The sequence below is a fragment of the Bradyrhizobium sp. CCBAU 45321 genome (assembly GCF_028128975.1).
GTDB lineage: Bacteria > Pseudomonadota > Alphaproteobacteria > Rhizobiales > Xanthobacteraceae > Bradyrhizobium > Bradyrhizobium yuanmingense.
Map to the genome: position 1 here is coordinate 212,606 of NZ_LFKZ01000131.1, position 26,095 is coordinate 238,700.

Here is a 26,095-nt window from a genome sequence, read left to right on the forward strand (position 1 = left end):
GGATGGACTGCTCGCAGCGAGTTCAGCTCGCATGACGAAATTCCTGTTCTTCATCGATGAGCTCAGCACGTGGGTAGGCAAGGCGTTCGCCTGGCTGATCCTCGTCCTCACCCTGGGTGTCAGCTACGAGGTATTCGTGCGCTACGTGCTGCGTGCGCCGACCACCTGGGCTTTCGACATCAGCTACATCACCTATGGGGCGATGTTCCTGATGGCCGGCGCGTACACGCTCTCGCGAAACGGCCATGTTCGCGCCGACGTGGTCTACCGCCTCTGGTCGCCGCGCACCCAGGCGACGATGGACCTCGTCCTCTATATCCTGTTCTTCCTGCCGGCGATCGCGGCCTTGATGTATTCGGGCTGGAATTACGCCCAGATGTCGGTGCGCTTCCGCGAAGTCAGCATCTTCAGTCCGGCCGGCGTGCCGGTGTTTCCGCTGAAGGCGCTGATCCCGCTCACCGGCTTCCTTCTGTTCCTGCAAGGGGTCGCCGAAATCATCCGCTGTGTGCTGTGCATCCGCACCGGCCGATGGCCGCAACGTCTGCACGACGTGGAGGAGACCGAGAGCCTCGTCATCCGCGAACATCAGCAGCACGCGGCTGAGCCGCAGAGCGAAAAGGGACCAGGCGCATGACCGATCCTCAACTCGGCATGCTGATGCTGGGCCTCTTCATCTTCATCATCATGCTCGGCTTCCCGATCGCCTTCACGCTGATGGCGATGGGCGTCTCCTTCGGCTACTATGCCTACTACACCCCCGGTCAGGACTTCTTCCAGAACCGCATCTTCACGCTTCTGGTGCAGAAGACGTTCGAGGTCACATCCAGCGACGTGCTGGTGGCGGTTCCGCTATTCCTGTTCATGGGTTATTTGATCGAGCGCGCAAACATCCTCGACCGCCTGTTCTACTCGCTGCAGCTGTCGATGAAGAACGTGCCGGGCGCGCTTGCGGTGGCCACCTTGATCACATGCGCGATGTTCGCCACCGCCACCGGCATCGTTGGCGCCGTCGTCACGCTGATGGGTCTGCTGGCGTTGCCGGCGATGCTGCGAGCCGGCTATGACGCCAAGCTGTCGGCGGGCGTCGTCTGCGCCGGTGGCTGCCTCGGCATCCTGATCCCGCCGAGCATTCTCCTGATCGTCTATGCGGCGACCGCCGGCGTCTCGGCGGTCAAGCTTTACGCGGCAGCATTCTTTCCGGGGTTCATGCTGGCCGGCTTGTACGTCCTCTATGCCATGACGCGCGCGATCATCAATCCCGCGCTCGCGCCGAAGCTGCCGCGCGAGCAGACCGACGTGCCGACCTCGAAGGTCATCTGGGCGCTCGCCACGTCGTTCCTGCCGCTTGCGTTGCTGATCGTTTCGGTGCTCGGCGCGATCCTGTTCGGCCTGGCGACGCCATCCGAGGCGGCCGCGATTGGAGCCCTCATGAGCATCGTGCTGGCGGCCGCCTATCGTTCGCTGAATTACGAGATGATACGCGAATCCGTGTATCTGACCGTGCGCGCCACGGCGATGGTCTGCTACCTGTTCATCGGCTCCTGGACGTTTTCGGCGGTATTTGCCGTCCTTGGCGGACAATCGGTGGTGGAGCAGTTCTTCACGTCGATGAACCTTTCGCCGATCCAGTTCCTGCTGCTGACCCAGCTCATCATCTTTCTGCTCGGCTGGCCGCTGGAATGGACCGAGATCATCATCATCTTCGTGCCGATCTTCCTGCCGCTGCTTCCCCAGTACGGCATTGATCCGATCTTCTTCGGCATTCTGGTGGCGCTGAACACGCAGACGGCCTTCAACACGCCGCCGGTCGCGATGGCGGCCTTCTATCTGAAGGGCGTGGCGCCGCCTGAGGTGAAGCTGACCGACATCTTCTCCGGCGCGCTTCCGTTCGTCGGCCTGGTCTTCCTCACCATGGCACTGGTCTACATCTTCCCGGGGATCGCATTGTGGCTGCCGAGCTATCTCTATGGGGCGCGATGAGCGGACCCGGCAAACCGACGAGAGGCTGCGCATGAGTCTCAACGCGCTCGGTCTCGCGGAGGCTGCGGCCGGCATCCGCGACGGCCGGCTCAGCTCGGTGGAGCTCGTCGGCGACTGCCTCAGGCGCATCGATGAGGTCGATCGCGATATCCAGGCGTGGGCGTTTCTCGATCGCGACCACGCGATGCGGCAGGCCGAGGCGGCCGACGATCATCGCAAGCACGGCAAGGCCACAGGCCCGCTGCATGGCGTGCCCGTGGGCATCAAGGATATCTTCGACACCGGCGACATGCCGACGGAATTCGGATCGGAGCTGTGGGCCGGACGCACGCCGCGGCGCGATGCGGCGGCCGTGGCGCGTCTGCGGGCCGCAGGCGCGGTGATCCTCGGCAAGACGGTGACCACCGAGTACGCGTACTACAATCCAGGCAAGACCCGAAATCCGCACAACCCAAATCACACCCCCGGCGGATCGTCCTCGGGCTCCGCCGCGGCCGTCGCGGCGCTGATGGTGCCGGGTGCCATCGGCTCGCAGACCAACGGTTCGGTGATCCGTCCTGCCGCCTTCTGCGGCGTGGTCGGCTTCAAGCCCACGCATGGCCTCATTCCACGCAGCGGCGCGCTCCAGCTGTCGCGCACGCTCGACCATGTCGGCGTGTTCGGGCGCAGCGTCGAGGACGCGGCCCTGCTGGCGGAGGTCATGGTCGACTTCGACCCGGAGGATCCGGACACCCGGCCAGTTGCGCGCCCGCCATTCTCTGTGATCGCGGCGAGCGAGCCGCCGTTGCCGCCGCGATTTGCCTTCGTGCGCTCTCCGGTCTGGGATCAGGCCGAGCCGGAGATGCGTGAAGCCTTTGCCGAGCTCGTCGACGCTTTGGGCGAAGCGTGCAGCGAGGTCGAGCTTGGGCCGAGCTTCGACGGGGCCGTCGACATGCACCGCATCATCATGGAAGTTGATATGGCCCACAATCTGCGGCGCGATGACCAGCGCGGCGGCGACAGGCTGAGCACGCGCCTGCGTGAGGCGATCGCGCGCGGCCGCGCGCATCTTGCGATGGATTATTGCAACGCTCTGGCCGGAATTGCGCCGCTCAACCAGGCCCTGGACCACCTTTTCGATGAATACGACGCCATCCTGACGCCCGCAGCGCCGGGCGCGGCACCCGGAATCGAAACGACCGGCAACCCGGCTTTCTGCTCGCTCTGGACCTATCTCGGCGTACCCGCCATCAGCCTGCCATTGATGCGCTCGGAAACGGGCCTTCCGCTGGGCGTCCAGCTCGTCGGCCGCCGCGGCAACGACGCCCGCCTCTTGCGCACGGCGCACTGGCTGATCAAGACCATCGGGCGCACGCGTGGTAGCGGTCGGCGCAACGCCCCGAGCGCCGGATCGAACTCCGCTCCCGGCGCCGAGAAAAGGAAAGTGCGATGACCAATCTGATCACCGGACTCATCGGCCTCGCGCTCATGATCGCATTTCTTGGAATCCTGCTGGTCTGGATCAAGGCCATTCCGCTCATCGTCATCGTTGTCTGCGTCGTGGTGCTGGCAGTGATCGATTTCGTTCGATCCCTGCGGACGAACGGCGCGCCTCGTTGAATGCCCCATGGCAAGAAGATGCTTCACTTCTCGGCATTGGCCGGAGCAGCCGGAATTGCGACAAGAAGAGAGCTTTAGCGGCCAACCCGTTCGAGCTGCCACTTGGGATCGCCTGCGCAGCGCGCGTCGAGACCTTTGCTCAGGTTCGCGAGGCTCACCGCGCCCAGCCGCTCGACCAGCAATGCTTCGGCATCGCGAAGGACATCGTCCACCGCTGCGTTGACGAGTTGCTCGACCGCGCAGTCTGGGTTGGAGTGCTCGTTCCCGATCGCAAATAGCCGGGGACCGCCAACCGCACGATAGACATCGAGAAGCGACACGCGCTCGAGATCGCACGCGATGACCCAGCCGCCGCCATGCCCTTTGTCCGATCGGACATAGCCCGCATCGCGCAGGCCCGCCAATGTGCGGCGAACGACGACCGGATTGGTCCCCAGCATCGCGCCGATCGCCTCCGACGTCATGGGTCCGTCATGGCGCGCCATGTGGAGCAGCACATGCAGCATTCGGGAAAGGCGGCTGTCGTTTCGCATCGGCTGATCTTTCGCATGCATCCCATCATTGGCAAGGGCACGCAGTCATGATACATATAAAGTTACATGACTCGTGAGGTATCGGACGTGCGACAGTTTGAGCATCCAGACCACTGGGACAGCGCAGCCAGGCATTATCGAGAGACCGCGCACCCTTTCACCGCCCTGTTTGCGGAGGCGGCGCTGGCGCGCGTAACCTTGACGCCTCAGAGTCATGTTCTCGACGTGGCAGCCGGCACCGGCGCGCTCGCCCTGGCAGCCGCTCGCACCGGCGCACGTGTCCTGGCGACCGACTTCTCGCCCGGCATGGTGGGATGCATCGCAGCTGCTGGTCTGCCCAATGTGGAGGCGCGGGTCATGGACGGACAGGCGCTCGATTTGCCTGACGCGCATTTCGATGCCGTCTTTTCGATCTTCGGTGTCATCATGTTCCCCGATTGGCGCAAGGGTTTGGCAGAGATGCGACGGGTTACGCGCCCCGGCGGGCATGGCGTGGTTGCGACCTGGCAGGATCGGGGCGCGGCGACCTTCCTCCTGTTGGGCGAAGTGCGGCAAAAGCTGTTCCCTGATCGGCCGGGCATGGCAATGCCTGAAGCCGTTCAGGCCATGAGCGATCCGGACGATTTCGCCCGCGCCCTCGTCACTGCCGGCTATCGCGATCCCCGGATCGACGTGGTGACTCATGATTTTCTGCTCAACGTGGCGGCGCTCGACGCGCCTGACACGCTTTTCGGCATGTCACCCGACTGGACCAGCCTGGACGACAGCGAAAAGGCTGCGGTGATTGCCGAGGTGCGGGCCAGAGCCGATGGTCGTCCGGTGCTGCCGATATGCTCGACCGCACTCATTGGCGTCGCTGAACGATGAATACAAACCGCCTTTGCGTGGACAATCCAACTCGCGTTGGTCGTCGCTACTTCTTAAGGATGCCCGTGTTGGTGTTTCCAAGCTGCTGGATGGCGGCGTTTGCGGCTGGCGTGTTGTAAGTCGGTCGAGATCCGCCGCCCTCCTGACCGGGCGGGGTCACGCCGAGTCTCTGGCCCGTCGTTCCCTGGCCCTTTGCATTGAGCGTGTTGGGCCCCGGCGAACCGCCGGTTCCGCTCAGCGTCGTTCCGTTTGAGAGCGTCGAGCCAGCCGTGCCGCCCGACCCGGTTGCGCCCGCCCCTCCAGCGGATGAAGCACCACCTGAACCACCTCCTGAGCTTTGCGCCATGGAAAACGAGATCGTGCCCAGAAGGACAGTCGCGGTCAAAACCAGAACCCTCATCTTCCACCCTTTCCTATGCCAGCGCCTGAACCGCTGGCTTCCTTGTCACCATTCCTATCGTCGGCGGGCGATCCATGCTCCGGCCAGGAAAGCGACGAGCAAGGACCGTAACGGCGCCCTCACCGTCACCTCGCGCAACTGATCAGCCCATCGCTTCGCCGGCTCTGGCGACGGCGTGCGGGCCTGCGGAGCAAAAACTCCGCCTCGCTCTCCGGAACCCGGCCGCAGGCCTGAGGTCCGCTCCGTGCCGCCTTGATCGTCCGTCAGCCCGGAGGCTTCCGTCATTGCCGCGGCTTCCTTCATGTCCATGCGCGAGCTCCATCCGATGACGATTGCGGAACAACTCAACTGATCTGGTGCCCGTCCGACCGAGGTCACAGGCTCGTTCGACGACCGGAGGCGGCTATGGCGTCGGCATTGATGCGAACTATATGCTTGTTGAAGATCCCGCCGTCACCGCTCCCTTGAAAAAGCCGTTGCTCATCTTTCTGTTCCTCGTCTTCGCACCGCTTGCCGCATCGGCGGCGAGATATTTTTGGCTGGATGATGGCCGCCAGAACTGGCAAACGGCCGACCGCTCCAGCGCGGGTCTATTGACCGCCGCGGCCGATCACCGTGAGGCGGTCATCCGGGTGTTCGGAGCAAGAACGGTGAGATGGCGCGGCATCTTCGCGATCCACACCTGGATCGTCGTCAAGGAGAAAGATGCGCCGACCTACACAAGGTACGACTACACGGCCTGGGGCGAGCCGATCCGCACCAACGGCTTCGCTCCGGATGGGCGGTGGTTCGGCGCCGTGCCGGAAATCATCGTGGCCGTCGATGGAGCGCGCGCGGAGGCGCTGATCCCGAAAATCAGAGATGTGGTCGAAAACTACAGGTTTCGATCCTATGGAGATTACAGCGTCTGGCCTGGTCCGAATTCGAACACCTTCGTGCAGGCCGCACTCGACTCCGTCCCCGAACTCCGCGCCGTGCTGCCGCCGACCGCGATCGGCAAGGACTTCCCGTACACCGGCAAATGGTTCGGCGTAACGGCGTCCGGCACAGGCATCTACGCCTCGCTTGCCGGATACATCGGCTTCTCGCTCGGCTGGGTCGAAGGTCTGGAGATCAATTTCTTCGGCGCCGTGCTCGGCATCGACATCCGACGCCCGGCGCTCAAGCTCCCCGGTCTCGGTCGGCTTGGGGTAACCCCCGGCCTGTCGTGATAGAGAGCGAATGCTGGGTTGGCCGGACATTCGTCATCAGGAGACGATGCTCGCCCAGGTGGGCAGATAGACTGGCGAGCTCAACCTCGTTCTGCCGCATCGCGGCCAGGCCCTCTTCCATTGTGACCTGCGGCTGCTCAGCATCGGCGACGAGAATTACCTGCTGACATCGGCAAGCACGTAGGATGGGTTGAAGCCCTTGCGAAACCCATCCTGCTTCGCCCGTATCTGGAGGCAGCGATGGGACGCTGGCGCTCTACCAACGAGCTGAATGCACGGAGGTCGTTAATCTCGGTGATCACGTCAGCGGCCCATTGGAGGCGGCCGGAACTGCGGACCTCCTGATTGAGCGAGGCTTTCCGTCCGTGCGGGGCGATCAGGATCGAATCCTCGTCGAGCTCTGGCAGACTGGCACATCGGCTCGCAGCGATTTTCCGACAGCTCGAACGTCGGCATTTCGATTGGTTGGCCAGCATGCCGCCGACGCTGACGTACAGAGAACATGTGTTCTTGTGCCATGCGTCGCCACGAAACGATGCTGCCTTTTGGTTGGACTACGTAAGTCGCGAAGGTGATATGCGCCCCAGTCCAATCGAGGCCATCGAGCCAGAAGCCGACGGGATCGACGCCCAGGTTATCCTGTGCTGACACACTCACATTCCTAGAATCGTTCCTTTGAGAGATGGACGACTTGTCGTGAATCCCGGCAGCGTTGGATTGCCCGGTTACGACGGAAGGACGCCCGTTCCTTACGTGGTTGAAGTCGGCACGCCGCATGCTTGCTACGCAATTTTGGAGTACCTCGGAAAGGGTGGCTCTCGACCATCCGGTACGTGCCTTACGATAACGCGCCTATGGCTGAACTCGCCCTCAGCAAAGGAATGCGCACTTGGGCGGATGCGATTGCAACTGGTTGGATCCAACGGAGGACTGGCATTTGAGAGCTTTTCGCTGCGGCCATCCTTCGAGACGCCCGCTTGAGGCGGCCTCCTCCGGATGAGAACGGCAACGGCGAATGGCCTCTACTCGCTTGACGATTGTTTAACCGCAATCCGCGTTAACGTTGCAGCGTTCCATGGGCCTTGCTGCCGATTGAGTTACCATCGGCAAGAACGTTTTTTCAGGCCGGAGAAGCAAATGAAAGTGGGCTTGGAGCTGCGGCGGGTCCTGCGCGGGATTGCCTTCCTGTCCGTGCTCTGGCCCTTCTGTTCTGCGGCAATTGCGTCCGATGCCGAGACTTACCAGACGGCGGCTGCCGTTGCCGTAAGCAAACTGGACTATGACCGAGCCATTCAAATCTACTCCAAAGGACTCGAACGGCAAATCAGCCTCAAGGACCGGGCGGAGCTGCTGCGGATGAGGGGTGTAACCGCTCAGCTTGCAAAAAGATGGGATCAAGCCGAAGCCGACCTTACCGCGGCCGTCGAAATGGTCGGCTCTACCGACCCGCGCGCTTATCTGGACCGCGGCGTTTTTTATCACCACCGAGGTCACTTCGAACTTGCGCTAGCCGACTACACCGCCGCGGGGAGGCTGTTCCCGGATAACGGGGCTTTCCCCAACGGTCAGGGGCTGGCGCTCATGGAGCAGGGCAAATTCGACGAAGCGATCAAACGGTTTGACGAAGCGATAAAGCTTGCGCCGACATCAGGTCTATTCATGCTCGGAAGGGCCGAGGCCTACAATCGTTCCGACCGACCGCAAACCGCGCTGGAGGATTACGACAAGGCGTTGGCGCTCGGACATCTCACGCTAAGCGATACCTATCGACTTCGCGTGGGTGTCGGAGCCGCTCATCTCAAACTGAAGAATGAGAAGGCCGCGATCGAAAGCTTGGATAAGGCTGTCGAACTCGACCCCAATTCGACTACAGCCCTCAGATACCGAGGCCTGGACTATGAACTGGCGGGTGAGCTTGATCGTGCGTATCGCGACTATGAGACCGTCTTAAGACTACATCCAGGCGACGAATTAGCCGTGAAGCGGCTGCAGAGGCTCCGCGCGAAGTAAGGATCAAGGGTCGCCTGATCCAGGTCATTCCGGGTTGCGAGGGCTGCCTTTGCCTCGAGGCGGAAATTAAAACGGCTGAATGAAGGCGTTTCAACAGAGTGACTTGTTGCACGCCGAGGGGGATTGACTCTGTCCCGCCCGCCCCTTGCGACGCCGCGCAAGGGGCAAGCTCTGTCTGTACTTCACGCGTCTGCGAGAGTTCCTGCAGGGCGACATCCAGGCGTCCCCCGGTGTTGCGCTTTCTTGAAACGAGCATGTCTGCTGATCGCTTGGTTGAGCAGGATTCCCGCAGCTCACGCGTTCGGTGCCATTCGTGTTCTTGACACATAGTTGTCGCCTTTGTTCGAAACGGTGCAATCAGGCGACTGCACGCGTCTAAGGAGGCTGTGAGCTGGTTCACATGCTGCCTTGGTTAAACGGAGTACGGTCGGAAGAAGCCCGATTAGAAGGGCACCGCCTCGAAACGGTGGCGCAGCGTCCGGCTGCCTGCCATTTTGGAAATTGCAATACTTGGCCATGAGCCCCGCCTCCGGACGCATTCAAAAAGCGGGCAGTGAAATGTTTATTGGACCTCATTTCCCTCCGTTCTTCCGCTGACTCGGAAACGGGATTTTCCAGTCCAAAGGTTTTTGAAAAGTCATTTGCCATGTGTATTTTTTCAAGCCGAGCCCGGTGCGCGGCAGGTCATAACCAAGCAAGCCGACCTTTCCTCTACGTTTTGGCTTCCATACTCTCGGCCGCCTGCGTCATTTCCTTTGCGAGCGCCGCGTCCGCTCAATGCGCGGCGCGCGACGTGTTGCAAAACAAGCTGAAGCTCAAGACGCGCTCGGCCTCGGTGTCGCAACAGCCTATTAAGTCCGCGCGCGACGTTGCGACATGGAAGACGATCACAATAGGGACCTTCGCCGACTCTCTTGCCTTGCGCAACGAACTCGATAGCAAGGGCTGCAATGTCGGTGGTCAGGCCGCTGAAATCCTTGCTAGGCCGACGTTCACCGTTAGCTCTCGGAAGACATATGTGGAGCTTCTCGATCTATCGCCTGCGCAGCTTGGATTCACGTCCGATACCGTGACTTTGGCTAACGTTTACGCACGCGCCCAGCAGTTCGGCCTTGAACTCGCTGCGGCCGAAGTCGGCCCACAATTGCGTCTCCAATATTTCGACCAGCCTATCGGCGAATTTCTCATCATCGGAATGGACCCGATCAAGACATGGAGCGGCGAGCCGATCATTCTGAATGTAGCGAATGGCGGCGCCGGATTGATACTCATCGGCCAGGATGGTCGCTCCGAAACGGATATATCCGTGGCGTCCCGTTTCATCTTCGTTCGATCCCATCGACCGGCAGCTGGCCGCGACGTCGTCGGAGCAATCGCAGGAATATTTCCGCCGCCGTGAGCGGACCGGTGCGCGTTTGCGTCGAATGTCAGCTCCTTGGCCCTCAGCCGAACTGCCCATGAACCGCCGCGAAGCCTGCTCTCAGAGAGAAACCGGACCGGACGAGCAGAGCGGTCGAACCGCTTTGACCCAAAGCCGACATGGCCGGGCCGTCATCTTGAATGCGCGCGCACTTTGAGCCCCTATCGAAGCGCTGGTCTGACCCACTATGATGTCGGTTCGAGCAGGGGAAATGGGCATGAGGCGGCAGAAATTTTTGAACCCAGCGAATATGGATTATTTCATTCAATCTCACCGCAAGAGAGCACGTGCGCTCGCCAAGTGGCTCGGCGTGATTGCTGCCGTTGTTTGGCTGAATCAACATAATGTCAGCGCTCAGGGGTTGTTGGCTGCCGCTACGGGCGCAAAGGATCTGACGTTCCCGGACTCGCCGTCCGCTAGCCCAGCGGACGGTTCACGTATGATCTTGCTCAAACCGAAGGGAGCGGGACCGTTTCCTGCTATTGTCCTGCACCACCAATGCGCCGGTCTGCGCACCAAAGGCGGCCCGAACAGGTCGATGGGCGCCTGGGCGCAAGCTGCGGTTCAGCAGGGCTTCGTGGTGCTTTTGATAGATTCCCTGGGACCTCGCGATGTCGATATGGTGTGTTTGGAAGTGAAGAAGGGCGTTAATTTTCCGCGCGGCGTCCGCGATGCTCTTCAGGCTGCTGATCACCTACGAGCCTTTCCATTCGTCGACAAGCAACGAGTCGCCCATGTAGGGTTTTCCTGGGGTGCAATGGTCGCGCTGCTGGGCAGCAGCAGCAATTGGCGAGCAGCTGCGCCAGGGAGTGAAGCATTTACAGCAGCTGTGGCGGTGTATCCGGGTTGCTTCTCAATCCAACCCAAAGCAGGCCCTCCATATGAAATCGTTCAGACCAAGATTGACCGTCCTACTCTGGTCTTGATGGGCGATAAGGATACCGAAACGCCGCCTGAAGAATGTATTCCCAAACTTCAAGCGGCAAAGAATGCAGGTGCACCCGTTGAGTGGTACACCTTCCCGAATGCTACGCATTGTTGGGACTGTCAGCACCTGAACGGGTTCTCAAAAGTCGATTTTCGTGGCACTAAAGTGATCTACCAATACGACCTCAGCGCAACCCACGAGGCGCAGCGACGAATCTTCGCGTTTCTGGAAAAAACCTGGGGCACCGGCCGCTGACATCCAGATGCGCGACTTGAATGTCGCCTTCGGAGCAGACGCGACGGAATTATCGGCAACCTACGCTCTTCGCATCAGCCTCAGCGAGGCCGCGAGCCGCAGGCTTCGCTTCCCCGCAAGCGCGATGCCTTCGAGCTCGCCGCTGTCTTCGGTGCACGTCCCGGAGAATCCGATGCCGACCTCGAGGCCGCCGAACACCGGGTTCTCGCCTTTTGCCGGCGTGTGCTCCTGGTTCAGCATCTCGCCCTTCCAGCGCCCATCCGCCGAGGAATAGGCGCCGAGATAGTAGAAGAACGCATCGCCCCCGAGGATGCGCCCGTCGATCAGCAGCATCACGCCGGAGAGCCCGGCATCGACGCCGTCGAGCGCCCTCAGCTGCATCCCATAGAGCCCGTTGGCGATGCCGCCCGGTCCGACCGTCCCGCTCGGCGGCAAGCCGTCGTCGTCAAGGCGCGTGAGATTGGCCCAGAACCTGGCGCCCGGCATGGTGTCCGCGCCGCCTTCGAGGCGGATCTGGTTGCCGTAGAGCCGGCCACGCGCTCCGATCGAGGCGACGTCGGCGCCCACCAGCGGCTTATAGCTGGGGTCGAGGTTGTGCCGCTCGGTGATGACCTGGGCGATGATCTCGCCGTCGCGCTCGACATAGGTGCCGAGATGCGCAAAGCCCGAATTGCCGCCCAGCATCCTGCCGTCATGCAGGCACATGATGCTGCAGCCGAAGCCATCGTTGACGCCGTATTCAACCTTGTAGAGCCCGTCCAGCAACGTCCTGAACCTGCAAATCGAAAATGAATTGCGGGCTACCTAGCATCGACGCCACAGCGAAGCCACCGGCTTTTGCGCGCATCGCCACCCCGGGGACCTCCGCCCGCCATGATGCCATTATGCCCCTGTTTTGCCCGACGGGTCAAAACTTCACTTCGTAAAACCCGCAGTCAATGATTTCAGAGACTTGGCTACTGTGCATGGGGTTATTTTGGGGGTTTGTTTGCCGGCCTCCAAAAAAGCTCCTCGGCCGATCGGTGCCAGGCTCGAACCTGCTCCCACGGACGCACGACCAATCGCGCATGGACACACAATCAGCCGAGGACGAGCTCAGCGCGATCATCGCCGGCGCCGCGAAGCAGCCGCTGCTCGATGCCGCCTACGCGCTCTGGCGCCAACGCTACCGGCTGGAGACGACTGCGGGACGTCCGACCGCCGAAGAGGTGCGGGTCAATCGCACCTTCTCGCCGGAGCAATTCATCATCCAGTACCGCCATGAACGCGCCCATGCCCATGAAGGGCCGATGTTCGGCTATGTGAAGCGCGCTCATCCGCGCGCCGACGATGAGGCGATCCGGCAAGCCATCATCACGGCGGTCAAATTCGAAGACGCCTACAACAAGCACTTCGACTGGAACGCCGATTTCGAGGATTGCGTGGCGCGCGCGGTGAAACAGGCCGCGCGGAAATATCCGCATTATCTCGAGACCACCTATCGCGATGCCCGCAACGATCTCGCCTACTACATGAAGTGAACTAGAAGCACAGCGTGGTGACCAGCCTGCCCTGCTTGTCCTTGATCGCATAGGGACAGCGAATGCGCTCCAGCGCCTTCTTGGCATCCTCGTCGCCGAGCGCGGCGGCGCGCTCGTAATAGGCTTTCGCCGCGTCCTTGTCCTTCGCACCGCCGCGGCCTTCCTGCGCAAATGCGCCCATCCGCTCCAGCGCGCCGGGATGGTTTTGCGCCGCCGCCTTCTCGAACAGCGCGCGCGCCGCGACATCGTCCTTTGCGCCGCCATCGCCTTCAGACAACATCAGGCCGAGCTGGTACTGCGCTTCCGCATTGGTCTCGGCGGCCTTGCCGAGCAGCGCACGAGCCTGGGCGGGATCGGCCGGCGCGGCGCCACCTGCGCCACCGAGCGCTGCGAGATTGCTGACGCCACGGGGGTTGCCGGCCTGCGCCGCCTTCTCGAACAGCTTACGCGCCTGCGCCTCGTCCTTGGCGACGCCCGAGCCGGTGGCGTAGGTAACACCGAGCTCGACCATCGCCGCACTCGATCCCTTGTCGGCCGCCTTGCGCCATGCCGCGATTGCCTCCGCGGTCTGCCGGTTCGCCGCGTAAGCGCGCCCGAGCGCGAACATCGCGCGGCGCGAGGCGTTTGCCGCCTGCTTGCAGAACTTGACTGCAGTTGCGATGTCGGCGGACGCGATCTCCGCGACGCCCTTCACGTCAGCCGGCTTGTCGGGATCGCTGGGATCGGCGGCGAGACGGTCGCACAACACGAGATCGGCCGATTGCGTCTGCGCCGTCAGGGGCGCGGCGAGCGCAAAGAGCATGGCAAGGAGGAAAGTCCGCATCATCGTCACGTTGCGTCTGTGGCTCGGCAAATTCAAGGCTCAAGTCGGTTCGCGTCTGCGGTGGGTGGCTCAGGCGCGATGCATCAGCTTGAGCGCTGCGGTCAGGCGCAAGCTCCGCTTGCCGGCCAGCGCGGTTGCCTCCAGCACCGCCTGCTCCGCGTCGTAGCTGCCGGAGAAGCCGATGCCGACCTCGTGGCCGCCGAAGATCGGATCGTCCTTGGCCGGCGTGTGCTCCTGGTTGAGGATCTGGCCCTTCCAGCGGCCCTTCGCGGCGGTGTAGCTGCCAAGGTAGTAGAAGGCCGCATCGCCGCCGAGGATGCGGCCCTGGTTGAGCAGCATCACTCCGGTCAGTCCGCCGTCGAGGCCGTCGAGCATGCGCAAATGGATGGAGTAGAGACCGTCGCTGATGCCGGCTTCGCCGACCCCGCCGGCGATCGGCACCTCCTCGTCCGTGATCGGCGTCATCAGCGACTGAAACGGCACGCCCGGCAGCTCCTTGAGCTCGCCTTTGAAGCGATAGAGATCGCCGTCGGCCCAGCCCTTCGCGATCAGGGTTGCATCGTCGGTGCCCGCCATGGCGCGGTAGCTCGGATCGGGATTATGGCGGACGGTCTTGATGACGATGTCGACGCCGCTGTCGGTCTTCTCATAGGTGCCGATATGGGCAAAGGCCGAATTGCCGCCGAGCATCTTGCCGTCGCCGGCATGCATCACGCTGCGGCCGACGGTATCGCCGAGCTGAAATCTCACCTTGTAGAAGCCTTCAATCACCAGCCGTGTCCCCCGGCCCTGCGCGCATCCGGATGCACTCTATCCCGCTTTCGGCGGCGATGGACAAGTTTCGCGGCGCCCCGGTCGGCAGGCACAGGAACGGTTGTCATCAAAATGCAAAAATCCGCCGGAGCCTTCGCTCCGGCGGATTGAACACCAACCCGGGCCAGCCCCCCAGCCCGGGCCGGGAGGATCTTAGGCCGCGGCCTTCTTGTCGGTCGGCACGGACGAGATCGTCTTCAGGATCTGCGAAGCGATCTGGTAGGGGTCGCCTTGCGAGTTCGGACGGCGGTCTTCCAGATAGCCCTTGTAGCCGTTGTTGACGAAGGAGTGCGGAACGCGGATCGAAGCGCCGCGGTCGGCAACGCCGTAGCTGAACTTGTTCCACGGCGCGGTCTCGTGCTTGCCGGTCAGACGCTTGTCGTTGTCCGGGCCGTAGACGGCGATGTGGTCCATCAGGTTCTTCTCGAAGGCGGCCATCAGCGCCTCGAAATACTCCTTGCCGCCGACTTCACGCATATAGGCCGTCGAAAAGTTGGCGTGCATGCCCGAGCCGTTCCAGTCGGTGTCGCCGAGCGGCTTGCAGTGGAATTCGATGTCGATGCCGTACTTCTCGGTCAGGCGCAGCATCAGGTAGCGGGCCATCCACATCTGGTCGGCAGCGGTCTTGGAGCCCTTGCCGAAGATCTGGAATTCCCACTGGCCCTTGGCGACTTCCGCGTTGATGCCTTCATGATTGATGCCGGCAGCCAAGCACAGGTCGAGATGCTCTTCGACGATTTTGCGGGCGACGTCTCCGACGTTCGAGTAGCCGACGCCGGTGTAGTACGGGCCCTGCGGCGCCGGATAGCCGGACTCGGGGAAGCCGAGCGGACGGCCGTTCTTGTAAAAGAAGTATTCCTGCTCGAAGCCGAACCACGCACCGGAATCGTCCAGGATGGTGGCGCGCTTGTTGGACGGATGCGGGGTCTTGCCATCGGGCATCATGACTTCGCACATCACCAGCACGCCGTTGGTGCGCGCACCGTCCGGGAACACCGCGACCGGCTTCAGCACGCAATCGGAGCTGTGGCCTTCGGCCTGCTGGGTGGAGGAGCCGTCGAAGCCCCAGAGCGGAAGCTGCTCGAGCGTCGGGAACGACGCGAATTCCTTGATCTGAGTTTTGCCGCGCAAATTCGGAGTCGGCGTATATCCGTCGAGCCAGATGTACTCGAGCTTGTACTTGGTCATTGAGCCTCTCTGTAGATGATGCGAAAGGTTGGGGGCCCGGGAGGGCCCCCGCACGTTTGTACCCGGCCATCATCGGCCAGCGCTTCCCAAGCATTTCGCGTGCCAAAAGGCCGCAGTACGGGCGGTTCTCCACCGCTTCCGGCTCCTCCTCACCGCGGACGAGCCCTCCACGGCACCGTGCGTCATAGCCGCGCACCTTTGCGCGAAGCTGCGCTGCAAAAATCCGGCGGAAAACGCCCGATTTAGAAGCAGCGGACGCCGCCCTGCGCGTTGCCGATGAAACGCGCATCAACGTCCGGTAACTTTCGCGAACTCCCCCACCCCTCCCCAGCAACGTTCGGAATGGCCCACGCGTTGGTCAGCGGCAGTGTGCCTTGGAGGATGCAGAAGGCTGCCTGCCTACAAATTGAGCGGAAACTGATTTCCTTTTCAGCACTTTCCAATCGGGGATGAGCGGCCGATATGGGGAGTCCAGTAACCACAATCGAACGAGTCGGGCGCACCATGGAGGCCAAGGCGCTTCGACCAAGGAGAATCGCAATGATGAACAATGGTCTGAGTCACGGATCTGCAAAGATCTACCAATTCCCCGTCGGCGGCCGTGCGGCCCTCGCCGGACGCCGCTATGGCGAGAACCGTCTTCCCGCCGATCAGGCGTCGCTGCCCGCGAACGTCTCGATCTGCAGCGACAGCTGGTATCACCAGGATGCGGTCGACGAAGCCAAGCCCAAATGGGAACGCTGATGCCAGCTGCTGGTCTGACAGTGCCGGGCTTTCCCAAGCGGCCGGCGGCAGTTTGAAAAAGGGTCGAAACAACGGCGTTTCGGCTCTTTTTAATTCCAGGCGCGCCCGTGCCTAGATCCCGGGCTTTTCGACCACCGCGCAGGCCGTAACCGGCCGCTTCAGGTGCTTGACCGTAGCGGGCCCGGTCTTGGGAATCCTCAGCGTGACTCCCGCCCCCGAATAGCGCGTCCCCGAAACCGCCAGCCGCTTGGCGAGTGTCACCGGCTGGCCATCGATCTGGACGAAGGCCCGTTTGTCGTAGTCATAAAAGCCCAGGATGAACTGCGTACCATCGGCGCAGCGGTAGGTCTGGAAGGTCTGCGCATCGGCCTGCCGCGCACCGAGCATTGCGCCCGCCAGCATACTGACCGTCAAAACAATGGCCTTGTGCCGGCTCATGATCGCCCCCTGTAATAGACCGCAAGGACGCCAAACGTGCATCCGGTGGAACCATAGCCCAAGCTGATACCATGCAAGACTCCTCCCCGAAGGACTCCCCTGCCCGCCATCTCGCGCTGCAGGGTGCGAGCAATTTCCGCGACCTCGGCGGCTACCCGACCATTGATGGCCGCACCACACGCTGGCGGCATATTTTCCGCTCCAACCATCTCGGCCAGCTCACGGCTGCCGACATCGAGGTCGTCCGCGCGCTTGGCGTGCGCAGCGCCTTCGATTTCCGTGGCCTGGAGGAGCGCGCGACCGGCATCTGCGTCGTGGACGAGATCACGGTGCATTCGCTGCCGATCGAGCCGACCGTCGTGGCCGGGCTGCGCGCCGAGCTCGCGAAGGGCACGCTGACCGCGGCCGTCGCGCTCGAGCTCATGCGCGAGTCCTACCGCAATTATGTGCGCCACAACACGCACAGCTTCCGCGCGCTGTTCGGTCATTTGCTGGAAGATCGCGCACCGCTCGTGATCCACTGCACCGCCGGCAAGGACCGCACCGGCTTCGCCAGCGCGCTGATCCTGCATGCGCTTGGCGTGGCGGACGAGGTCATCGCCGAGGATTATCTCTTGACCAACCGGCACTACAAGCGCGACCCGTCGAACGTCTCCGATCTGCCCGCCGATGTTCTCGACGCGATCGGCAGCGTCGAGGCCTCGTACCTTGCGGCCGCTTTCGAAGCGGTCGGCAGCGAATATGGCGATCTCGAAACCTATTTGCGCGACGGGCTCAAGCTCGGCACGGCAGAACGAGACGCACTGAAGGCGCGCTATCTGCAAGCATAGGGCGGCTGTGCCGGGAGAACGATCATGCAAGGCAAAATCTTGATCGTGACGGGCGCACGCGGCGCGCTCGGTCAAGTAGTCGCGGAAACGGCGCTGGTACGCGGCGCGCGCGTGGCTGGCATCGATCACGCGTCTTCGCAAACCGCCGCAAGCGCTGACCACATCGACATCGCGGGCGTTGACCTGTCCGACCCAGCGCAGGCGAAAACGGCCGTCGATGCGGCGGCAAAGCATTTCGGCGGGCTCGACGCATTGATCAACATCGCCGGCGGCTTTGCCTTCGAGACCGTCGGCGACGGCGATATCGCGACGTGGCAGCGCATGCATGCGCTGAACGTGCTGACCGCGCTCAACGCCTCGCGTGCGGCGTTGCCGCACCTTGCCAAGTCCACGGCCGGCCGCATCGTCAACATCGGCGCCATGGGCGCGCTACAGGCCGGCAGCGGCATGGGCTCCTATGCCGCGTCGAAAGCCGGCGTGCATCGCCTGACCGAGGCCCTCGCAAACGAGTGGAAGGGCAAGGTTACCGTCAACGCGGTGCTGCCCTCGATCATCGACACCGCGGCCAACCGCGCCGACATGCCGAAAGCCGACCTTTCCAAATGGGTGACGCCCCAGGAGCTCGCCGAAGTCATCCTGTTCCTCGCCAGCGATGCCGCGAGCGGCGTCACGGGCGCCCTGATCCCCGTTGGTGGACGGATGTAATCGCGTTCCGATTGGAACGTTAGAGACATCGGCCCGGATTCAATCAGGGCCGAGAACGCTCTAGACTGTCCACAACTGATTCTCCGATCGAGACGTCCCCCTTGGAAACCGCGCTTTACCTGCCCGTCAAACGCTTCCTCGAAGAGCTCGGCTTCACGGTCAAGGGCGAGATCGGCGGCTGCGATCTCGTCGGCCTCAGCGCCGGCGATCCGCCGGTCGTGGTGATCGGCGAGCTCAAGCTTGCCTTCAATCTCGAGCTGATCCTGCAGGCGGTCGATCGCGCGCCGGCCGGTGACGAGGTCTGGATCGCGGCGAAGATGTCCGCGCGCGGCAAGGGACGCGAGAGCGACGCGCGCTATCGCAATCTCTGCCGCCGCCTCGGCTTCGGCATGCTCGGCGTGACCGATCGCGGCCAGGTCGAAGTGCTGGTGAAGCCGCCGACCGCGGCGCCACGCCGCGAGCCGAAGGTCCGCTCGCGCCTCGTCGCCGAGCATCAGCGCCGCCAGGGCGACCCCGTGCTCGGCGGCAGCACCCGCGCACCGATCATGACGGCCTATCGCCAGCAGGCGCTGGCCTGCGCGTCGGCCCTTGCCGAAGGATCGAAGCCGGTGCGCGAGCTGCGCGAACGCTGCCCCGATGCCGGCAAGATCTTGCTTAACAATGTGTATGGCTGGTTCGAACGCACGGAGCGGGGAATCTACCGGCTCACCGAAGCTGGGCACGCCGCGCTGAAACGTTGGCCTCAGCAACGGGTGGAGGGCGGCGCAGGTGCTGCGTCACCGCTGTGACACCAGACCGGTGCATAGCTGAGATGCCGCACCGATTTCATATTGCAATGCAACATTGGCGGCACTAGGTATCCCGGCATCAAGATGAGGCCGTTATGAGCGCAGACTGGAATACCAAATATGGCACGCGGCGCGTCCGCCACGATCCCCCGACCCTGGACGAGGCGATCTTCGCCGCTGTCGGCATCACCGACGACCAGGCGCAGCAGGCCGAGATCGCCGCAGCCTTGATGGGAATGCCGCTCGACGTCGTCCAGGCCGAGGTGAAGAAGCAGGCCCGCACCAACAGCCGCATCACCGCCACGCGCGTGATCGCCGGCGAACAGGGCGCGCAGCGCTCCGTCGTGGTCGAACGCCGCGTCGTCCGCCGCTTCGGCGCCGGCACGCGCAGCTGAGCATTCCTTTCATCGCACCGAACACGAAAGCGGACCGGCCTGGCCGGTCCGCTTTGTGATTCCTGTCCGCAATTCCCGGTTATGCGGCGCGATTGCCGTACATGCTCGAGATCAGCTTCCAGCACGTGCTGTTGAAGCTGAGGAGCGCGCGCCCAGCCGTGAACGGCGAGGCCGCGAGATCGGCAAGCTCGGCCTCGGGCGTCTTGGCGAGGTCGATCGTGCCGGTCGATTCACCGTGGCGGAAAGCCAGATGGGCCCCGAACTTCCTGGCGAGCGCCCGCATCGCATGATTGTCCGCGCCCGTGGTGATGCGCAGCTGTTTGTAGTCCTTCCAGCGGGCCTCTGCGATCAGGCGGCGGAACAGCACGGTGCCGACGCCCTGGCGGCGCGCTGAGGCTTCCACGCTAAAGGCGACCTCCGGCAAGGAACCGTCCTCCGGCGGGTGCAGCTCGGCCGCGCCGCGCACCACGCCATCGACGATATAGGCAACGATCACGGTGCCGTCCTCGGCACAGCGGGCGGCATAGCGCTCGATGAAGCTGTCGTCGAGAAAGCCGTTGAAACGGTCATGCCGGCTGCCGGCATCAAGCCTCAGCAGGTGATCGCGCAGGAGCGGCAATTCTTCCTGCTGGATCAGGGTCCGTACATAGCCGGGAACGGTACGGACGGCGTCTTCAAGTACCACGTCAGAACTCCTCTTGGTGTTCCCTCGAGGAGGCGTTCGAATCCCTAGGCCTCCTATATTGTGCATCGCACCATGATTTTCAAGACGGAGACCTGCCCAAGTTTCGGGCACCGAAGCGACCAATTCGTTAATAAAATCAAAGTCCCGCAGTTTCACAGGACCAGCTGGGTCTGGGTCACAACCGCAACCAATTTGCCGTCCTCGGTTTCCAATCTGGTGGTCCAGACCTGGGTCCGCCGACCCCTGTGCACCGGGGTGGCGGTGGCGATGACCGTGGCCCCCTCCTTGGCCCCGCCGATGAAATTGGTCTTGCTCTCCAGCGTGGTGGTCCCCTTGGCATCCTCGGGCAAATTGATCACGGTCGCCGCCGCGCCGACGGAATCGGCCAGCGCCATCACGGCCCCGCCGTGGATGGTGTGGTGAAGCGTGCAGAGTTCGGGCCGGACCGTCATCCGCGCCACCACGCGGTCCTTCTCCGCCTCGACAAACTCGACGCCCTTGAGTTCGGCGAACGGCATCTTCATCGCTTTAAGCTTCTCGAGCGGCGTCATCAAAAGTCCTCCCAATTCATTGTTGTCTCAACGTGAATTGCCCCGCTCGGCAAAGCAATGACGTCCGAGGTAATCATCCCGGACATCTGAGAAGCGTCCTTCACGTCACCGCATTCACGACCTGGTACTCCGGCCGGCGCCAAATCTCGTTGGCAATCACCTCTTCGATGATCTCCGCCGCGCGCATGATCTCGTCCGCTCCAACATAAAGCGGCGTGAGGCCGAAGCGCATGATGTCGGGCGCGCGGAAATCACCGATGACGCCGCGCGCGATCAGGGCCTGCATCGCGGCGTAGCCGCCGGCGAAGGCGAAGGAGACTTGCGAGCCACGCCGCTCATGGTCGCGCGGCGTCACGAGCTTGAGTTGCGGACAGCGGCGCTCGACTTCACCGATCAGGAGATCGCCCAGCGCCAGCGAACGCGCACGAACCTCTGCGATATCGACCTTGTCCCAGATATCGAGCGAGGCCTCCAACGCCGCCATGGCGAGCACCGGCGGGGTGCCGACGCGCATGCGCTCGACGCCGCCCGCGGACGCATAGGCAAGCTCGAACGCAAACGGTTTTGCGTGGCCCATCCACCCCGACAGCGCGGCGCGCGCGCCGTCGGCATGGCGCGGTGCGACATAGAGGAAGGCCGGCGCGCCGGGGCCGGCGTTGAGATATTTGTAGGTGCACCCCGCGGCGAAATCGGCGCCGCTCCCGGCGAGATCGACCGGCAGCGCGCCGGCGGAATGGGCGAGATCCCAAACCGTGACGATGCCGAGCGCATGCGCTTTCGCGGTCAACTTCGCCATGTCGTGGCGGCGGCCGGTGCGGTAGTCGACCTCGGTGATGTAGAGCACCGCGACCTCCTCCGACAATGCGGTCTCGATCTCCTCCGGTGCTACCAGGCGCAATTGATGGCCGCGTCCGAGCGTTTCGATCAGGCCCTCGGCCATGTAGAGGTCAGTCGGGAAGTTGCCGGTATCCGACAGGATCACCTTGCGCGAGACGTTCATGTCGAGCGCGGCAGCGAGCGCCTGATAGACCTTGAGCGACAGCGTGTCTCCGACCATCACGGAGCCTGCATCCGCGCCGATCAACCGCGCGATGCGGTCGCCGACATGGCGCGGCTGCACATACCAGCCTGCACTATTCCAGGCGCGGATCAGCTCGTTGCCCCATTCCTGGGTGATCACGCGGTTGACACGCTCGGCAACGCCCAGCGGCAACGCGCCAAGCGAGTTGCCGTCGAGATAGATCACGCCGTCAGGTAAATGGAACAAGGCTCTGGTATCGTCGTAAACGCGAAGCCGGGTCATGGACATCCCTACAAAATCGTACGCACGCGCCAGAGCTCGGGAAATAGTTCGACCTCGAGCATGCGCTTGAGATAACTGACGCCGCCAGTGCCGCCGGTACCACGCTTGAAGCCGATGACGCGCTCGACCGTGGTGACGTGGTTGAAGCGCCAGCGCCGGAAATAGTCCTCGAAATCGACCAGCTTCTCGGCCAGTTCGTAGAGCATCCAGTGGGTTTCTGGCGCCTCGTAGACGATCCGCCAGGCCTGCAGCACGCCTTCGTTGAAGCTGTGGGTTTCGCGAACGTCGCGCGCCAGCACCGCAGCAGGCATCTTGAGCCCGTTGCGGTCGGCAAGCCGCAGCACCTCGTCATAGAGGCTCGGCGTCGCGAGCTCGGCTTCGAGCAGCTTGATCGTCTCCGCATCGTGCGCGTGCGGCTTCAGCATGGCGTGGTTGCGGTTGCCGAGCAGAAATTCGATCAGCCGGTATTGCCGCGACTGGAAGCCCGAGGATTGTCCAAGCTGCGAGCGGAAGCGGGTATACTCGCTCGGCGTCATTGTGCGCAGCACGTCCCAGGCCCCGTTCAGCTGCTCGAAGATGCGCGACATCCGCGCGAGCATCTTCATCGCGGGTTGCACCTCATCCCGTGAGATCGCACGGCGCGCAGCCGCGAGCTCGTGGATGGCGAGCCGCATCCACAGTTCCGTGGTCTGATGCTGGATGATGAACAGCATCTCGTCATGCGCCTCCGACAGCGGATGCTGCGCACCGAGGATCGCGTCCAGCGCGAGATAATCACCGTAGGACATGCGCCGGGTGAAATCGGTCTCGGCGCCTTCGCTTGTGGGATCGTAATCGCTGGACGTCATGGCTGGCCCTCTCGATCGATCGTCCCTGGCCTCATCCGTCGAGGCCGATCAGGCGCGCGGTGATCTGTGACGACGGATCCTTGAGCCCATCGATCACCGTGAAATGGTTGAGGCCGGGCTCGACGACGAGGTGCGTCGGCACGTCGAAGCCGGTCCAGATATTGGCCATCAGATCGGACTGGCGGATGAATTCGGGCCGCTCGCTCCCGCCGACCCAGGCCGTCACGGGCGAATGCCCTCGTGGCAGATGCAGCGCCGCGCTTTCCAGCGTCGCCTCCTCCATCGTCATTCGCAGCGTCTCGTTCATCCCCGTCTTCAGGAGCGGACGCAAGTCGTGCAGGCCGCTGATCGAGAGCGTACCGGCGATGCGGTTGTAGACGGCGGACTCGAGCCGGCTGTCGTCGCACAGCATGCGCGTGACGAGATGGCCGCCGGCGGAATGGCCGGCGAGCCGGATCGGCCCCGAGACGAGCGATGCCGCTTTGGCGATCGCGGCAGTGATTTCCGCAGTGATATCGGAGATGCGGGCAGCCGGTGCCAGCGTGTAGCTCGGCAGCGCCACCGTCCAGCCATGATGCCGCGCACCTTCGGCGAGATCGGTCCAGGTCGATTTGTCGAAGCGCATCCAGTAGCCGCCATGGACGAAGACGACGAGACCCTTGCTGTCGCCGTCAGGCAGGATCAGATCGAGCTTCTGGCGCTCGCCGGCGCCGTAGGCGATGTCGGGGCGAAATTCCCTCATCCCGGCGCGGTAGGCCGCCGCCCGCTCCGCCCACAGCGCCGGCAGCTTGTCCGAGCCCGGGATGTGGGCCGAATTGGCATAAGCGTCATCCCAATCGCGCATCGTTGCTCCCGAGGACTCGTCCGACGAACGAACGCCAGTCTGCCACCGGTCAGGGCGGCATCCTAGTCTTTCTTTTAAGCTTAAAGGATTTGAGGGAGCCGGTGGATTGGGCACCGACCGCTACGAGCCGAGGTGTCGTAGGGTGGGCAAAGCGGAGCGTGCCCCACCATCCTGGTTCATCTGAGAGAAAGGTGGTGGGCACGGCGCAAGTGCGCCTTTGCCGATTCTACAGGACTATCATCCGTCATTGCGAGCGCAGCGAAGCAATCCAGTCTGTCTCCGCGGCAACAGCCTGGATTGCTTCGTCGCAAGGGCTCCTCGCAATGACGGCGAAGAGGCCTACGCCTTCTCCACGCCGCACCATTCCGCGATGAACAGCGCCATCGCCTTGGTCGCCTTCTTCAATGACTCCAGGTCGACGAACTCGTTGAAGCCGTGCATCTCGCCTCCGCTGGCACCAAAACACAGACTCGGGATGCCGTGGTTGAGGCCGTAGAAGCGCGTGTCGGTCAGTGCCGTGAAGACGAGGTCCTCTGGCGTGCCGCCATAGACGCTGTTGAAGGCCTTTCCGAACGCAGCCTCAGGCTCCGCGGCGTTGGTCAGCTCATAGCCTTCCGACAGGAAGCCGGACCATTCGACCTGCGGCGGATTGTTGGCGAGGAAGCGGTGGTTTCGCGAAGCGGCGGCGACGCAAGCCATGATCTCCTTCTGGTGATCGGCGATCGACCAGCCCGGCAACACCGCAATCCGGCAGTCGACATCGCACCAGGCCGGCACGCTCGAGGCCCAGTCACCGCCCTTGATGATGCCGGCGTTGAAGTTGACGGGATGGTCGAGCGTCTTGAAGTGACGGTCGGCCTTGGCCCGCTCGTTCCATTCGATCTCGAGCTTTTGCAGCGCCTGGATCAGGTGATATGCCGCCATGATCGCGTTCGCGCCGGAGCCTGCGAAGGCAACGTGGGTCGGATGCCCCTTCACGCGGAGGCGGAACCAGATCACGCCGACCTGGGAGCGCACCATCTTGCCGCCGGTCGGCTCCGGAATGAAGCAGGCGTCCGCGCGATAGCCGCGTTGCAGCGTCGAGAGTGCGCCGACACCGGTGCTCTCCTCCTCGATCACCGATTGGAAATGGATCCGCGCCGTCGGCCTGAAGCCCGCGGCCTTGATCGCGTCCAGCGCATAGAGCGCACCGATCGTCCCGGACTTCATGTCGCAGGCACCGCGGCCGAACATCTTGCCGTCCTTGATGACCGGCGCGAATGGCGGCGTTTCCCACAATTCTAGCGGACCGGCCGGCACCACATCGCAGTGCCCTTGCAGGATCAGCGACTTGCCGCCATTGGTTCTCGGACGGTAAGTTCCCACCACGGATCGCGCCTTCGAGAAGTCGTGCTCGATCGGACCGAAGCCGCGCAGATCCTTCAAATCCTCGACGTCGATATGCCAGTCGTCGACCTCGTAGCCGCGTTCGCGCAGGAGATCGCCGATCATGTCCTGGCATGGTCCCTCCGCCCCGCGGGTCGAAGGGATCGCGACGAAATCGCGGGTGGTTGCAAGCTGAGCCTCGAAGCCGCTGTCGACGGCGTCAAGAATCCGCTGCTGCGTTTCGGCATTCATTCGGGCGACTCCAGACATTCCAATGGTCCCAGGGAGCGCGCAAACTAGCCGATTTCAGCCGTTCGGGTACTCCAGAAAATATGCATCCCGCAATGCATCTTCGAGCAGCCGGCCTTCGGAATAGCCGTTCAGAGTCGCAGGCCGACTCACACCATCGAGCAGGCGTGGGCACGGTTCGGGGGCGCCGAGCACGGTGCGGACCGGAATGCGCTCCGCATAGATCGGCAGCGCATAGTCCTCGTCGTCGTCGGCGACGCCCTTGGCGCGGATCTTGGCCGAGGCTTCCTCGATTTCCATTGCGATGAAGGACGTCGCCTTGATTTCCTGCGTGGTGCTCTGTCGCAGGCCGGCGGTGCGATCCGGGAAGAAGCGATTGACCATCGCGATCACCGCCCGCTCCTTCTCATCAGGGTTGGTGACGAGATAGGCCGTGCCGAACGCCATCACGGCGCGGTAGTCGGCGGAATGGTTGAAGCCGCAGCGTGCCAGCACGAGGCTGTCGAGATGGGCGACCGTCAGGCAGACGCGCTCGCCCTTGCTCTGGTTGCGTAGCATGCGGCTGGCGCTCGATCCGTGCCAATACAGCCTGGTGCCCTCGCGCCAGAAGAAGGTCGGCGTGCAATAGGGCTGGCCGTCGATTGCGTAGGAGACGTGGCACAGCATCGAGGAATCCAGGATGCGGTGAACCGTGTCGTGATCATAGAAGCCGCGGTCGTGCCGGCGCTTCACCTGGTTGCGTGCCGATGTCGGATAGGAATTCGAGGTCTCGGTCTGGCTCACGGCCGCTCCTGCTCGGATGG

General features: G+C 63.0%; 29 protein-coding genes. 15 read left to right on the forward strand and 14 right to left on the reverse strand.

Translation table 11 applies throughout. The features are described from left to right. The first annotated feature begins 31 nt into the window (after positions 1 to 31). Genes ACM43_RS36505 through ACM43_RS36520 form a run of 4 tightly spaced genes read left to right on the forward strand, consistent with a single transcriptional unit; the run spans position 32 to position 3,579 of the window. On the forward strand, positions 32 to 634 hold the full coding sequence (locus ACM43_RS36505; RefSeq protein WP_025035930.1) for a TRAP transporter small permease subunit: 603 nt from the start codon (positions 32 to 34) through the stop codon (positions 632 to 634). Continuing rightward, positions 631 to 1,980, forward strand: a complete 1,350-nt coding sequence (locus ACM43_RS36510) for a TRAP transporter large permease (RefSeq protein ID WP_271546874.1) — start codon at positions 631 to 633, stop codon at positions 1,978 to 1,980. Before ACM43_RS36505 ends, ACM43_RS36510 begins: the two co-directional genes overlap by 4 nt. Positions 1,981 to 2,011: 31 nt before the next feature. Continuing rightward, positions 2,012 to 3,412, forward strand: coding sequence for an amidase (locus ACM43_RS36515; protein ID WP_271546876.1), 1,401 nt, complete (start codon positions 2,012 to 2,014; stop codon positions 3,410 to 3,412). After that, a complete protein-coding gene (locus ACM43_RS36520; protein WP_271546878.1) occupies positions 3,409 to 3,579 on the forward strand; it encodes a hypothetical protein in 171 nt (56 codons plus the stop codon). The genes ACM43_RS36515 and ACM43_RS36520 overlap by 4 nt, the downstream gene beginning before the upstream one ends. Positions 3,580 to 3,653: 74 nt before the next feature. Here the strand turns inward: ACM43_RS36520 and ACM43_RS36525 are convergent, their stop codons facing one another. Then, complete coding sequence (locus tag ACM43_RS36525; protein WP_271546880.1) at positions 3,654 to 4,112, reverse strand: Rrf2 family transcriptional regulator; 459 nt, start codon at positions 4,110 to 4,112, stop codon at positions 3,654 to 3,656. 87 nt (positions 4,113 to 4,199) lie between these two features. Between ACM43_RS36525 and ACM43_RS36530 the strand changes: the two genes are divergently transcribed. Next, positions 4,200 to 4,979, forward strand: coding sequence for a class I SAM-dependent methyltransferase (locus tag ACM43_RS36530; RefSeq protein ID WP_271546882.1), 780 nt, complete (start codon positions 4,200 to 4,202; stop codon positions 4,977 to 4,979). A gap of 454 nt (positions 4,980 to 5,433) precedes the next feature. Here ACM43_RS36530 and ACM43_RS36535 read toward each other — a convergent pair whose 3' ends face one another. Further along, the gene (locus tag ACM43_RS36535; protein WP_271546884.1) at positions 5,434 to 5,688 is read right to left on the reverse strand and encodes a hypothetical protein; all 255 of its coding nucleotides are present in this window, start codon (positions 5,686 to 5,688) and stop codon (positions 5,434 to 5,436) included. A gap of 167 nt (positions 5,689 to 5,855) precedes the next feature. Between ACM43_RS36535 and ACM43_RS36540 the strand changes: the two genes are divergently transcribed. From ACM43_RS36540 to ACM43_RS36555, 4 genes are all read left to right on the forward strand, one after another. Next, positions 5,856 to 6,590, forward strand: coding sequence for a DUF3750 domain-containing protein (locus ACM43_RS36540; protein WP_271547269.1), 735 nt, complete (start codon positions 5,856 to 5,858; stop codon positions 6,588 to 6,590). Between the two features lie 1,137 nt (positions 6,591 to 7,727). Next, on the forward strand, positions 7,728 to 8,600 hold the full coding sequence (locus tag ACM43_RS36545) for a tetratricopeptide repeat protein (RefSeq protein WP_271546886.1): 873 nt from the start codon (positions 7,728 to 7,730) through the stop codon (positions 8,598 to 8,600). A gap of 565 nt (positions 8,601 to 9,165) precedes the next feature. Next, positions 9,166 to 9,999: a hypothetical protein gene (locus ACM43_RS36550; protein ID WP_271546888.1), complete on the forward strand. Its 834-nt coding sequence runs from the start codon at positions 9,166 to 9,168 to the stop codon at positions 9,997 to 9,999. Positions 10,000 to 10,237: 238 nt separating this feature from the next. Next, the gene (locus ACM43_RS36555; RefSeq protein ID WP_271546890.1) at positions 10,238 to 11,203 is read left to right on the forward strand and encodes a dienelactone hydrolase family protein; all 966 of its coding nucleotides are present in this window, start codon (positions 10,238 to 10,240) and stop codon (positions 11,201 to 11,203) included. A gap of 60 nt (positions 11,204 to 11,263) precedes the next feature. Here ACM43_RS36555 and ACM43_RS36560 read toward each other — a convergent pair whose 3' ends face one another. Beyond that, a complete protein-coding gene (locus tag ACM43_RS36560; protein ID WP_271546892.1) occupies positions 11,264 to 11,968 on the reverse strand; it encodes a hypothetical protein in 705 nt (234 codons plus the stop codon). Positions 11,969 to 12,270: 302 nt separating this feature from the next. Between ACM43_RS36560 and ACM43_RS36565 the strand changes: the two genes are divergently transcribed. Then, on the forward strand, positions 12,271 to 12,723 hold the full coding sequence (locus ACM43_RS36565; RefSeq protein ID WP_271546893.1) for a hypothetical protein: 453 nt from the start codon (positions 12,271 to 12,273) through the stop codon (positions 12,721 to 12,723). 1 nt (position 12,724) lies between these two features. Here the strand turns inward: ACM43_RS36565 and ACM43_RS36570 are convergent, their stop codons facing one another. The 3 genes from ACM43_RS36570 to ACM43_RS36580 all read right to left on the reverse strand — a co-directional run bounded on the left by ACM43_RS36570 (position 12,725) and on the right by ACM43_RS36580 (position 15,547). Then, a complete protein-coding gene (locus tag ACM43_RS36570; protein WP_271546895.1) occupies positions 12,725 to 13,546 on the reverse strand; it encodes a tetratricopeptide repeat protein in 822 nt (273 codons plus the stop codon). A gap of 69 nt (positions 13,547 to 13,615) precedes the next feature. Continuing rightward, positions 13,616 to 14,317 (reverse strand): GrlR family regulatory protein, encoded by a 702-nt coding sequence (locus tag ACM43_RS36575; RefSeq protein ID WP_271546897.1) that lies wholly within the window; start codon positions 14,315 to 14,317, stop codon positions 13,616 to 13,618. Positions 14,318 to 14,512: 195 nt separating this feature from the next. After that, the gene (locus tag ACM43_RS36580) at positions 14,513 to 15,547 is read right to left on the reverse strand and encodes a glutamine synthetase beta-grasp domain-containing protein (RefSeq protein WP_157284640.1); all 1,035 of its coding nucleotides are present in this window, start codon (positions 15,545 to 15,547) and stop codon (positions 14,513 to 14,515) included. Positions 15,548 to 16,087: 540 nt separating this feature from the next. On the opposite strand from ACM43_RS36580, the gene ACM43_RS36585 reads away from it, so the two are divergent. After that, the gene (locus tag ACM43_RS36585) at positions 16,088 to 16,291 is read left to right on the forward strand and encodes a DUF2735 domain-containing protein (protein ID WP_271546899.1); all 204 of its coding nucleotides are present in this window, start codon (positions 16,088 to 16,090) and stop codon (positions 16,289 to 16,291) included. Between the two features lie 111 nt (positions 16,292 to 16,402). Here the strand turns inward: ACM43_RS36585 and ACM43_RS36590 are convergent, their stop codons facing one another. Then, positions 16,403 to 16,729, reverse strand: a complete 327-nt coding sequence (locus ACM43_RS36590; RefSeq protein WP_157284639.1) for an MliC family protein — start codon at positions 16,727 to 16,729, stop codon at positions 16,403 to 16,405. Positions 16,730 to 16,800: 71 nt separating this feature from the next. Here ACM43_RS36590 and ACM43_RS36595 point away from each other — a divergent pair, with 71 nt between their 5' ends. From ACM43_RS36595 to ACM43_RS36610, 4 genes are all read left to right on the forward strand, one after another. Continuing rightward, positions 16,801 to 17,559 (forward strand): tyrosine-protein phosphatase, encoded by a 759-nt coding sequence (locus tag ACM43_RS36595; RefSeq protein WP_271546902.1) that lies wholly within the window; start codon positions 16,801 to 16,803, stop codon positions 17,557 to 17,559. A 24-nt stretch (positions 17,560 to 17,583) separates the two neighbouring features. After that, the gene (locus ACM43_RS36600; protein WP_271546904.1) at positions 17,584 to 18,264 is read left to right on the forward strand and encodes an SDR family oxidoreductase; all 681 of its coding nucleotides are present in this window, start codon (positions 17,584 to 17,586) and stop codon (positions 18,262 to 18,264) included. 101 nt (positions 18,265 to 18,365) lie between these two features. Next, positions 18,366 to 19,052 carry a DUF2161 domain-containing phosphodiesterase gene (locus tag ACM43_RS36605; protein ID WP_271546905.1) on the forward strand — a complete coding sequence of 229 codons (687 nt, stop codon included), beginning with the start codon at positions 18,366 to 18,368 and terminating at the stop codon, positions 19,050 to 19,052. Between the two features lie 95 nt (positions 19,053 to 19,147). Beyond that, complete coding sequence (locus tag ACM43_RS36610; RefSeq protein WP_128261949.1) at positions 19,148 to 19,447, forward strand: hypothetical protein; 300 nt, start codon at positions 19,148 to 19,150, stop codon at positions 19,445 to 19,447. Positions 19,448 to 19,526: 79 nt separating this feature from the next. Here ACM43_RS36610 and ACM43_RS36615 read toward each other — a convergent pair whose 3' ends face one another. The 7 genes from ACM43_RS36615 to ACM43_RS36645 all read right to left on the reverse strand — a co-directional run bounded on the left by ACM43_RS36615 (position 19,527) and on the right by ACM43_RS36645 (position 26,075). Beyond that, on the reverse strand, positions 19,527 to 20,132 hold the full coding sequence (locus ACM43_RS36615) for a GNAT family N-acetyltransferase (protein ID WP_271546908.1): 606 nt from the start codon (positions 20,130 to 20,132) through the stop codon (positions 19,527 to 19,529). 152 nt (positions 20,133 to 20,284) lie between these two features. After that, positions 20,285 to 20,683, reverse strand: coding sequence for a PaaI family thioesterase (locus ACM43_RS36620; protein ID WP_036000401.1), 399 nt, complete (start codon positions 20,681 to 20,683; stop codon positions 20,285 to 20,287). Positions 20,684 to 20,783: 100 nt separating this feature from the next. Further along, positions 20,784 to 21,986 carry a kynureninase gene (gene kynU / locus ACM43_RS36625; RefSeq protein WP_271546911.1) on the reverse strand — a complete coding sequence of 401 codons (1,203 nt, stop codon included), beginning with the start codon at positions 21,984 to 21,986 and terminating at the stop codon, positions 20,784 to 20,786. A gap of 8 nt (positions 21,987 to 21,994) precedes the next feature. After that, positions 21,995 to 22,834 carry a tryptophan 2,3-dioxygenase gene (kynA, locus tag ACM43_RS36630; protein ID WP_036033884.1) on the reverse strand — a complete coding sequence of 280 codons (840 nt, stop codon included), beginning with the start codon at positions 22,832 to 22,834 and terminating at the stop codon, positions 21,995 to 21,997. A 31-nt stretch (positions 22,835 to 22,865) separates the two neighbouring features. Then, complete coding sequence (locus ACM43_RS36635; RefSeq protein ID WP_271546915.1) at positions 22,866 to 23,678, reverse strand: alpha/beta hydrolase; 813 nt, start codon at positions 23,676 to 23,678, stop codon at positions 22,866 to 22,868. 339 nt (positions 23,679 to 24,017) lie between these two features. Next, the gene (locus ACM43_RS36640) at positions 24,018 to 25,295 is read right to left on the reverse strand and encodes an ArgE/DapE family deacylase (protein WP_271546917.1); all 1,278 of its coding nucleotides are present in this window, start codon (positions 25,293 to 25,295) and stop codon (positions 24,018 to 24,020) included. A 54-nt stretch (positions 25,296 to 25,349) separates the two neighbouring features. Beyond that, the gene (locus ACM43_RS36645) at positions 25,350 to 26,075 is read right to left on the reverse strand and encodes a pyridoxamine 5'-phosphate oxidase family protein (protein WP_271546919.1); all 726 of its coding nucleotides are present in this window, start codon (positions 26,073 to 26,075) and stop codon (positions 25,350 to 25,352) included. Positions 26,076 to 26,095: the final 20 nt, after the last annotated feature.

Excerpts from the sequence above, each read along its gene's own strand:
- ACM43_RS36570 (WP_271546895.1), bottom strand. The coding sequence starts at position 13,546 with ATGCGGACTTTCCTCCTTGCCATGCTCTTTGCGCTCGCCGCGCCCCTG.
- ACM43_RS36610 (WP_128261949.1), top strand. The coding sequence starts at position 19,148 with ATGAGCGCAGACTGGAATACCAAATATGGCACGCGGCGCGTCCGCCAC.
- ACM43_RS36635 (WP_271546915.1), bottom strand. The coding sequence starts at position 23,678 with ATGCGCGATTGGGATGACGCTTATGCCAATTCGGCCCACATCCCGGGC.
- ACM43_RS36535 (WP_271546884.1), bottom strand. The coding sequence starts at position 5,688 with ATGGACATGAAGGAAGCCGCGGCAATGACGGAAGCCTCCGGGCTGACG.
- ACM43_RS36545 (WP_271546886.1), top strand. The coding sequence starts at position 7,728 with ATGAAAGTGGGCTTGGAGCTGCGGCGGGTCCTGCGCGGGATTGCCTTC.
- ACM43_RS36620 (WP_036000401.1), bottom strand. The coding sequence starts at position 20,683 with ATGACGCCGCTCGAGAAGCTTAAAGCGATGAAGATGCCGTTCGCCGAA.
- ACM43_RS36640 (WP_271546917.1), bottom strand. The coding sequence starts at position 25,295 with ATGAATGCCGAAACGCAGCAGCGGATTCTTGACGCCGTCGACAGCGGC.
- ACM43_RS36600 (WP_271546904.1), top strand. The coding sequence starts at position 17,584 with ATGCAAGGCAAAATCTTGATCGTGACGGGCGCACGCGGCGCGCTCGGT.
- ACM43_RS36585 (WP_271546899.1), top strand. The coding sequence starts at position 16,088 with ATGATGAACAATGGTCTGAGTCACGGATCTGCAAAGATCTACCAATTC.
- ACM43_RS36505 (WP_025035930.1), top strand. The coding sequence starts at position 32 with ATGACGAAATTCCTGTTCTTCATCGATGAGCTCAGCACGTGGGTAGGC.
- ACM43_RS36520 (WP_271546878.1), top strand. The coding sequence starts at position 3,409 with ATGACCAATCTGATCACCGGACTCATCGGCCTCGCGCTCATGATCGCA.
- ACM43_RS36590 (WP_157284639.1), bottom strand. The coding sequence starts at position 16,729 with ATGAGCCGGCACAAGGCCATTGTTTTGACGGTCAGTATGCTGGCGGGC.
- ACM43_RS36515 (WP_271546876.1), top strand. The coding sequence starts at position 2,012 with ATGAGTCTCAACGCGCTCGGTCTCGCGGAGGCTGCGGCCGGCATCCGC.
- ACM43_RS36565 (WP_271546893.1), top strand. The coding sequence starts at position 12,271 with ATGGACACACAATCAGCCGAGGACGAGCTCAGCGCGATCATCGCCGGC.
- ACM43_RS36555 (WP_271546890.1), top strand. The coding sequence starts at position 10,238 with ATGAGGCGGCAGAAATTTTTGAACCCAGCGAATATGGATTATTTCATT.
- kynA (WP_036033884.1), bottom strand. The coding sequence starts at position 22,834 with ATGACGTCCAGCGATTACGATCCCACAAGCGAAGGCGCCGAGACCGAT.
- kynU (WP_271546911.1), bottom strand. The coding sequence starts at position 21,986 with ATGACCCGGCTTCGCGTTTACGACGATACCAGAGCCTTGTTCCATTTA.
- ACM43_RS36580 (WP_157284640.1), bottom strand. The coding sequence starts at position 15,547 with ATGACCAAGTACAAGCTCGAGTACATCTGGCTCGACGGATATACGCCG.
- ACM43_RS36525 (WP_271546880.1), bottom strand. The coding sequence starts at position 4,112 with ATGCGAAACGACAGCCGCCTTTCCCGAATGCTGCATGTGCTGCTCCAC.
- ACM43_RS36595 (WP_271546902.1), top strand. The coding sequence starts at position 16,801 with ATGCAAGACTCCTCCCCGAAGGACTCCCCTGCCCGCCATCTCGCGCTG.
- ACM43_RS36510 (WP_271546874.1), top strand. The coding sequence starts at position 631 with ATGACCGATCCTCAACTCGGCATGCTGATGCTGGGCCTCTTCATCTTC.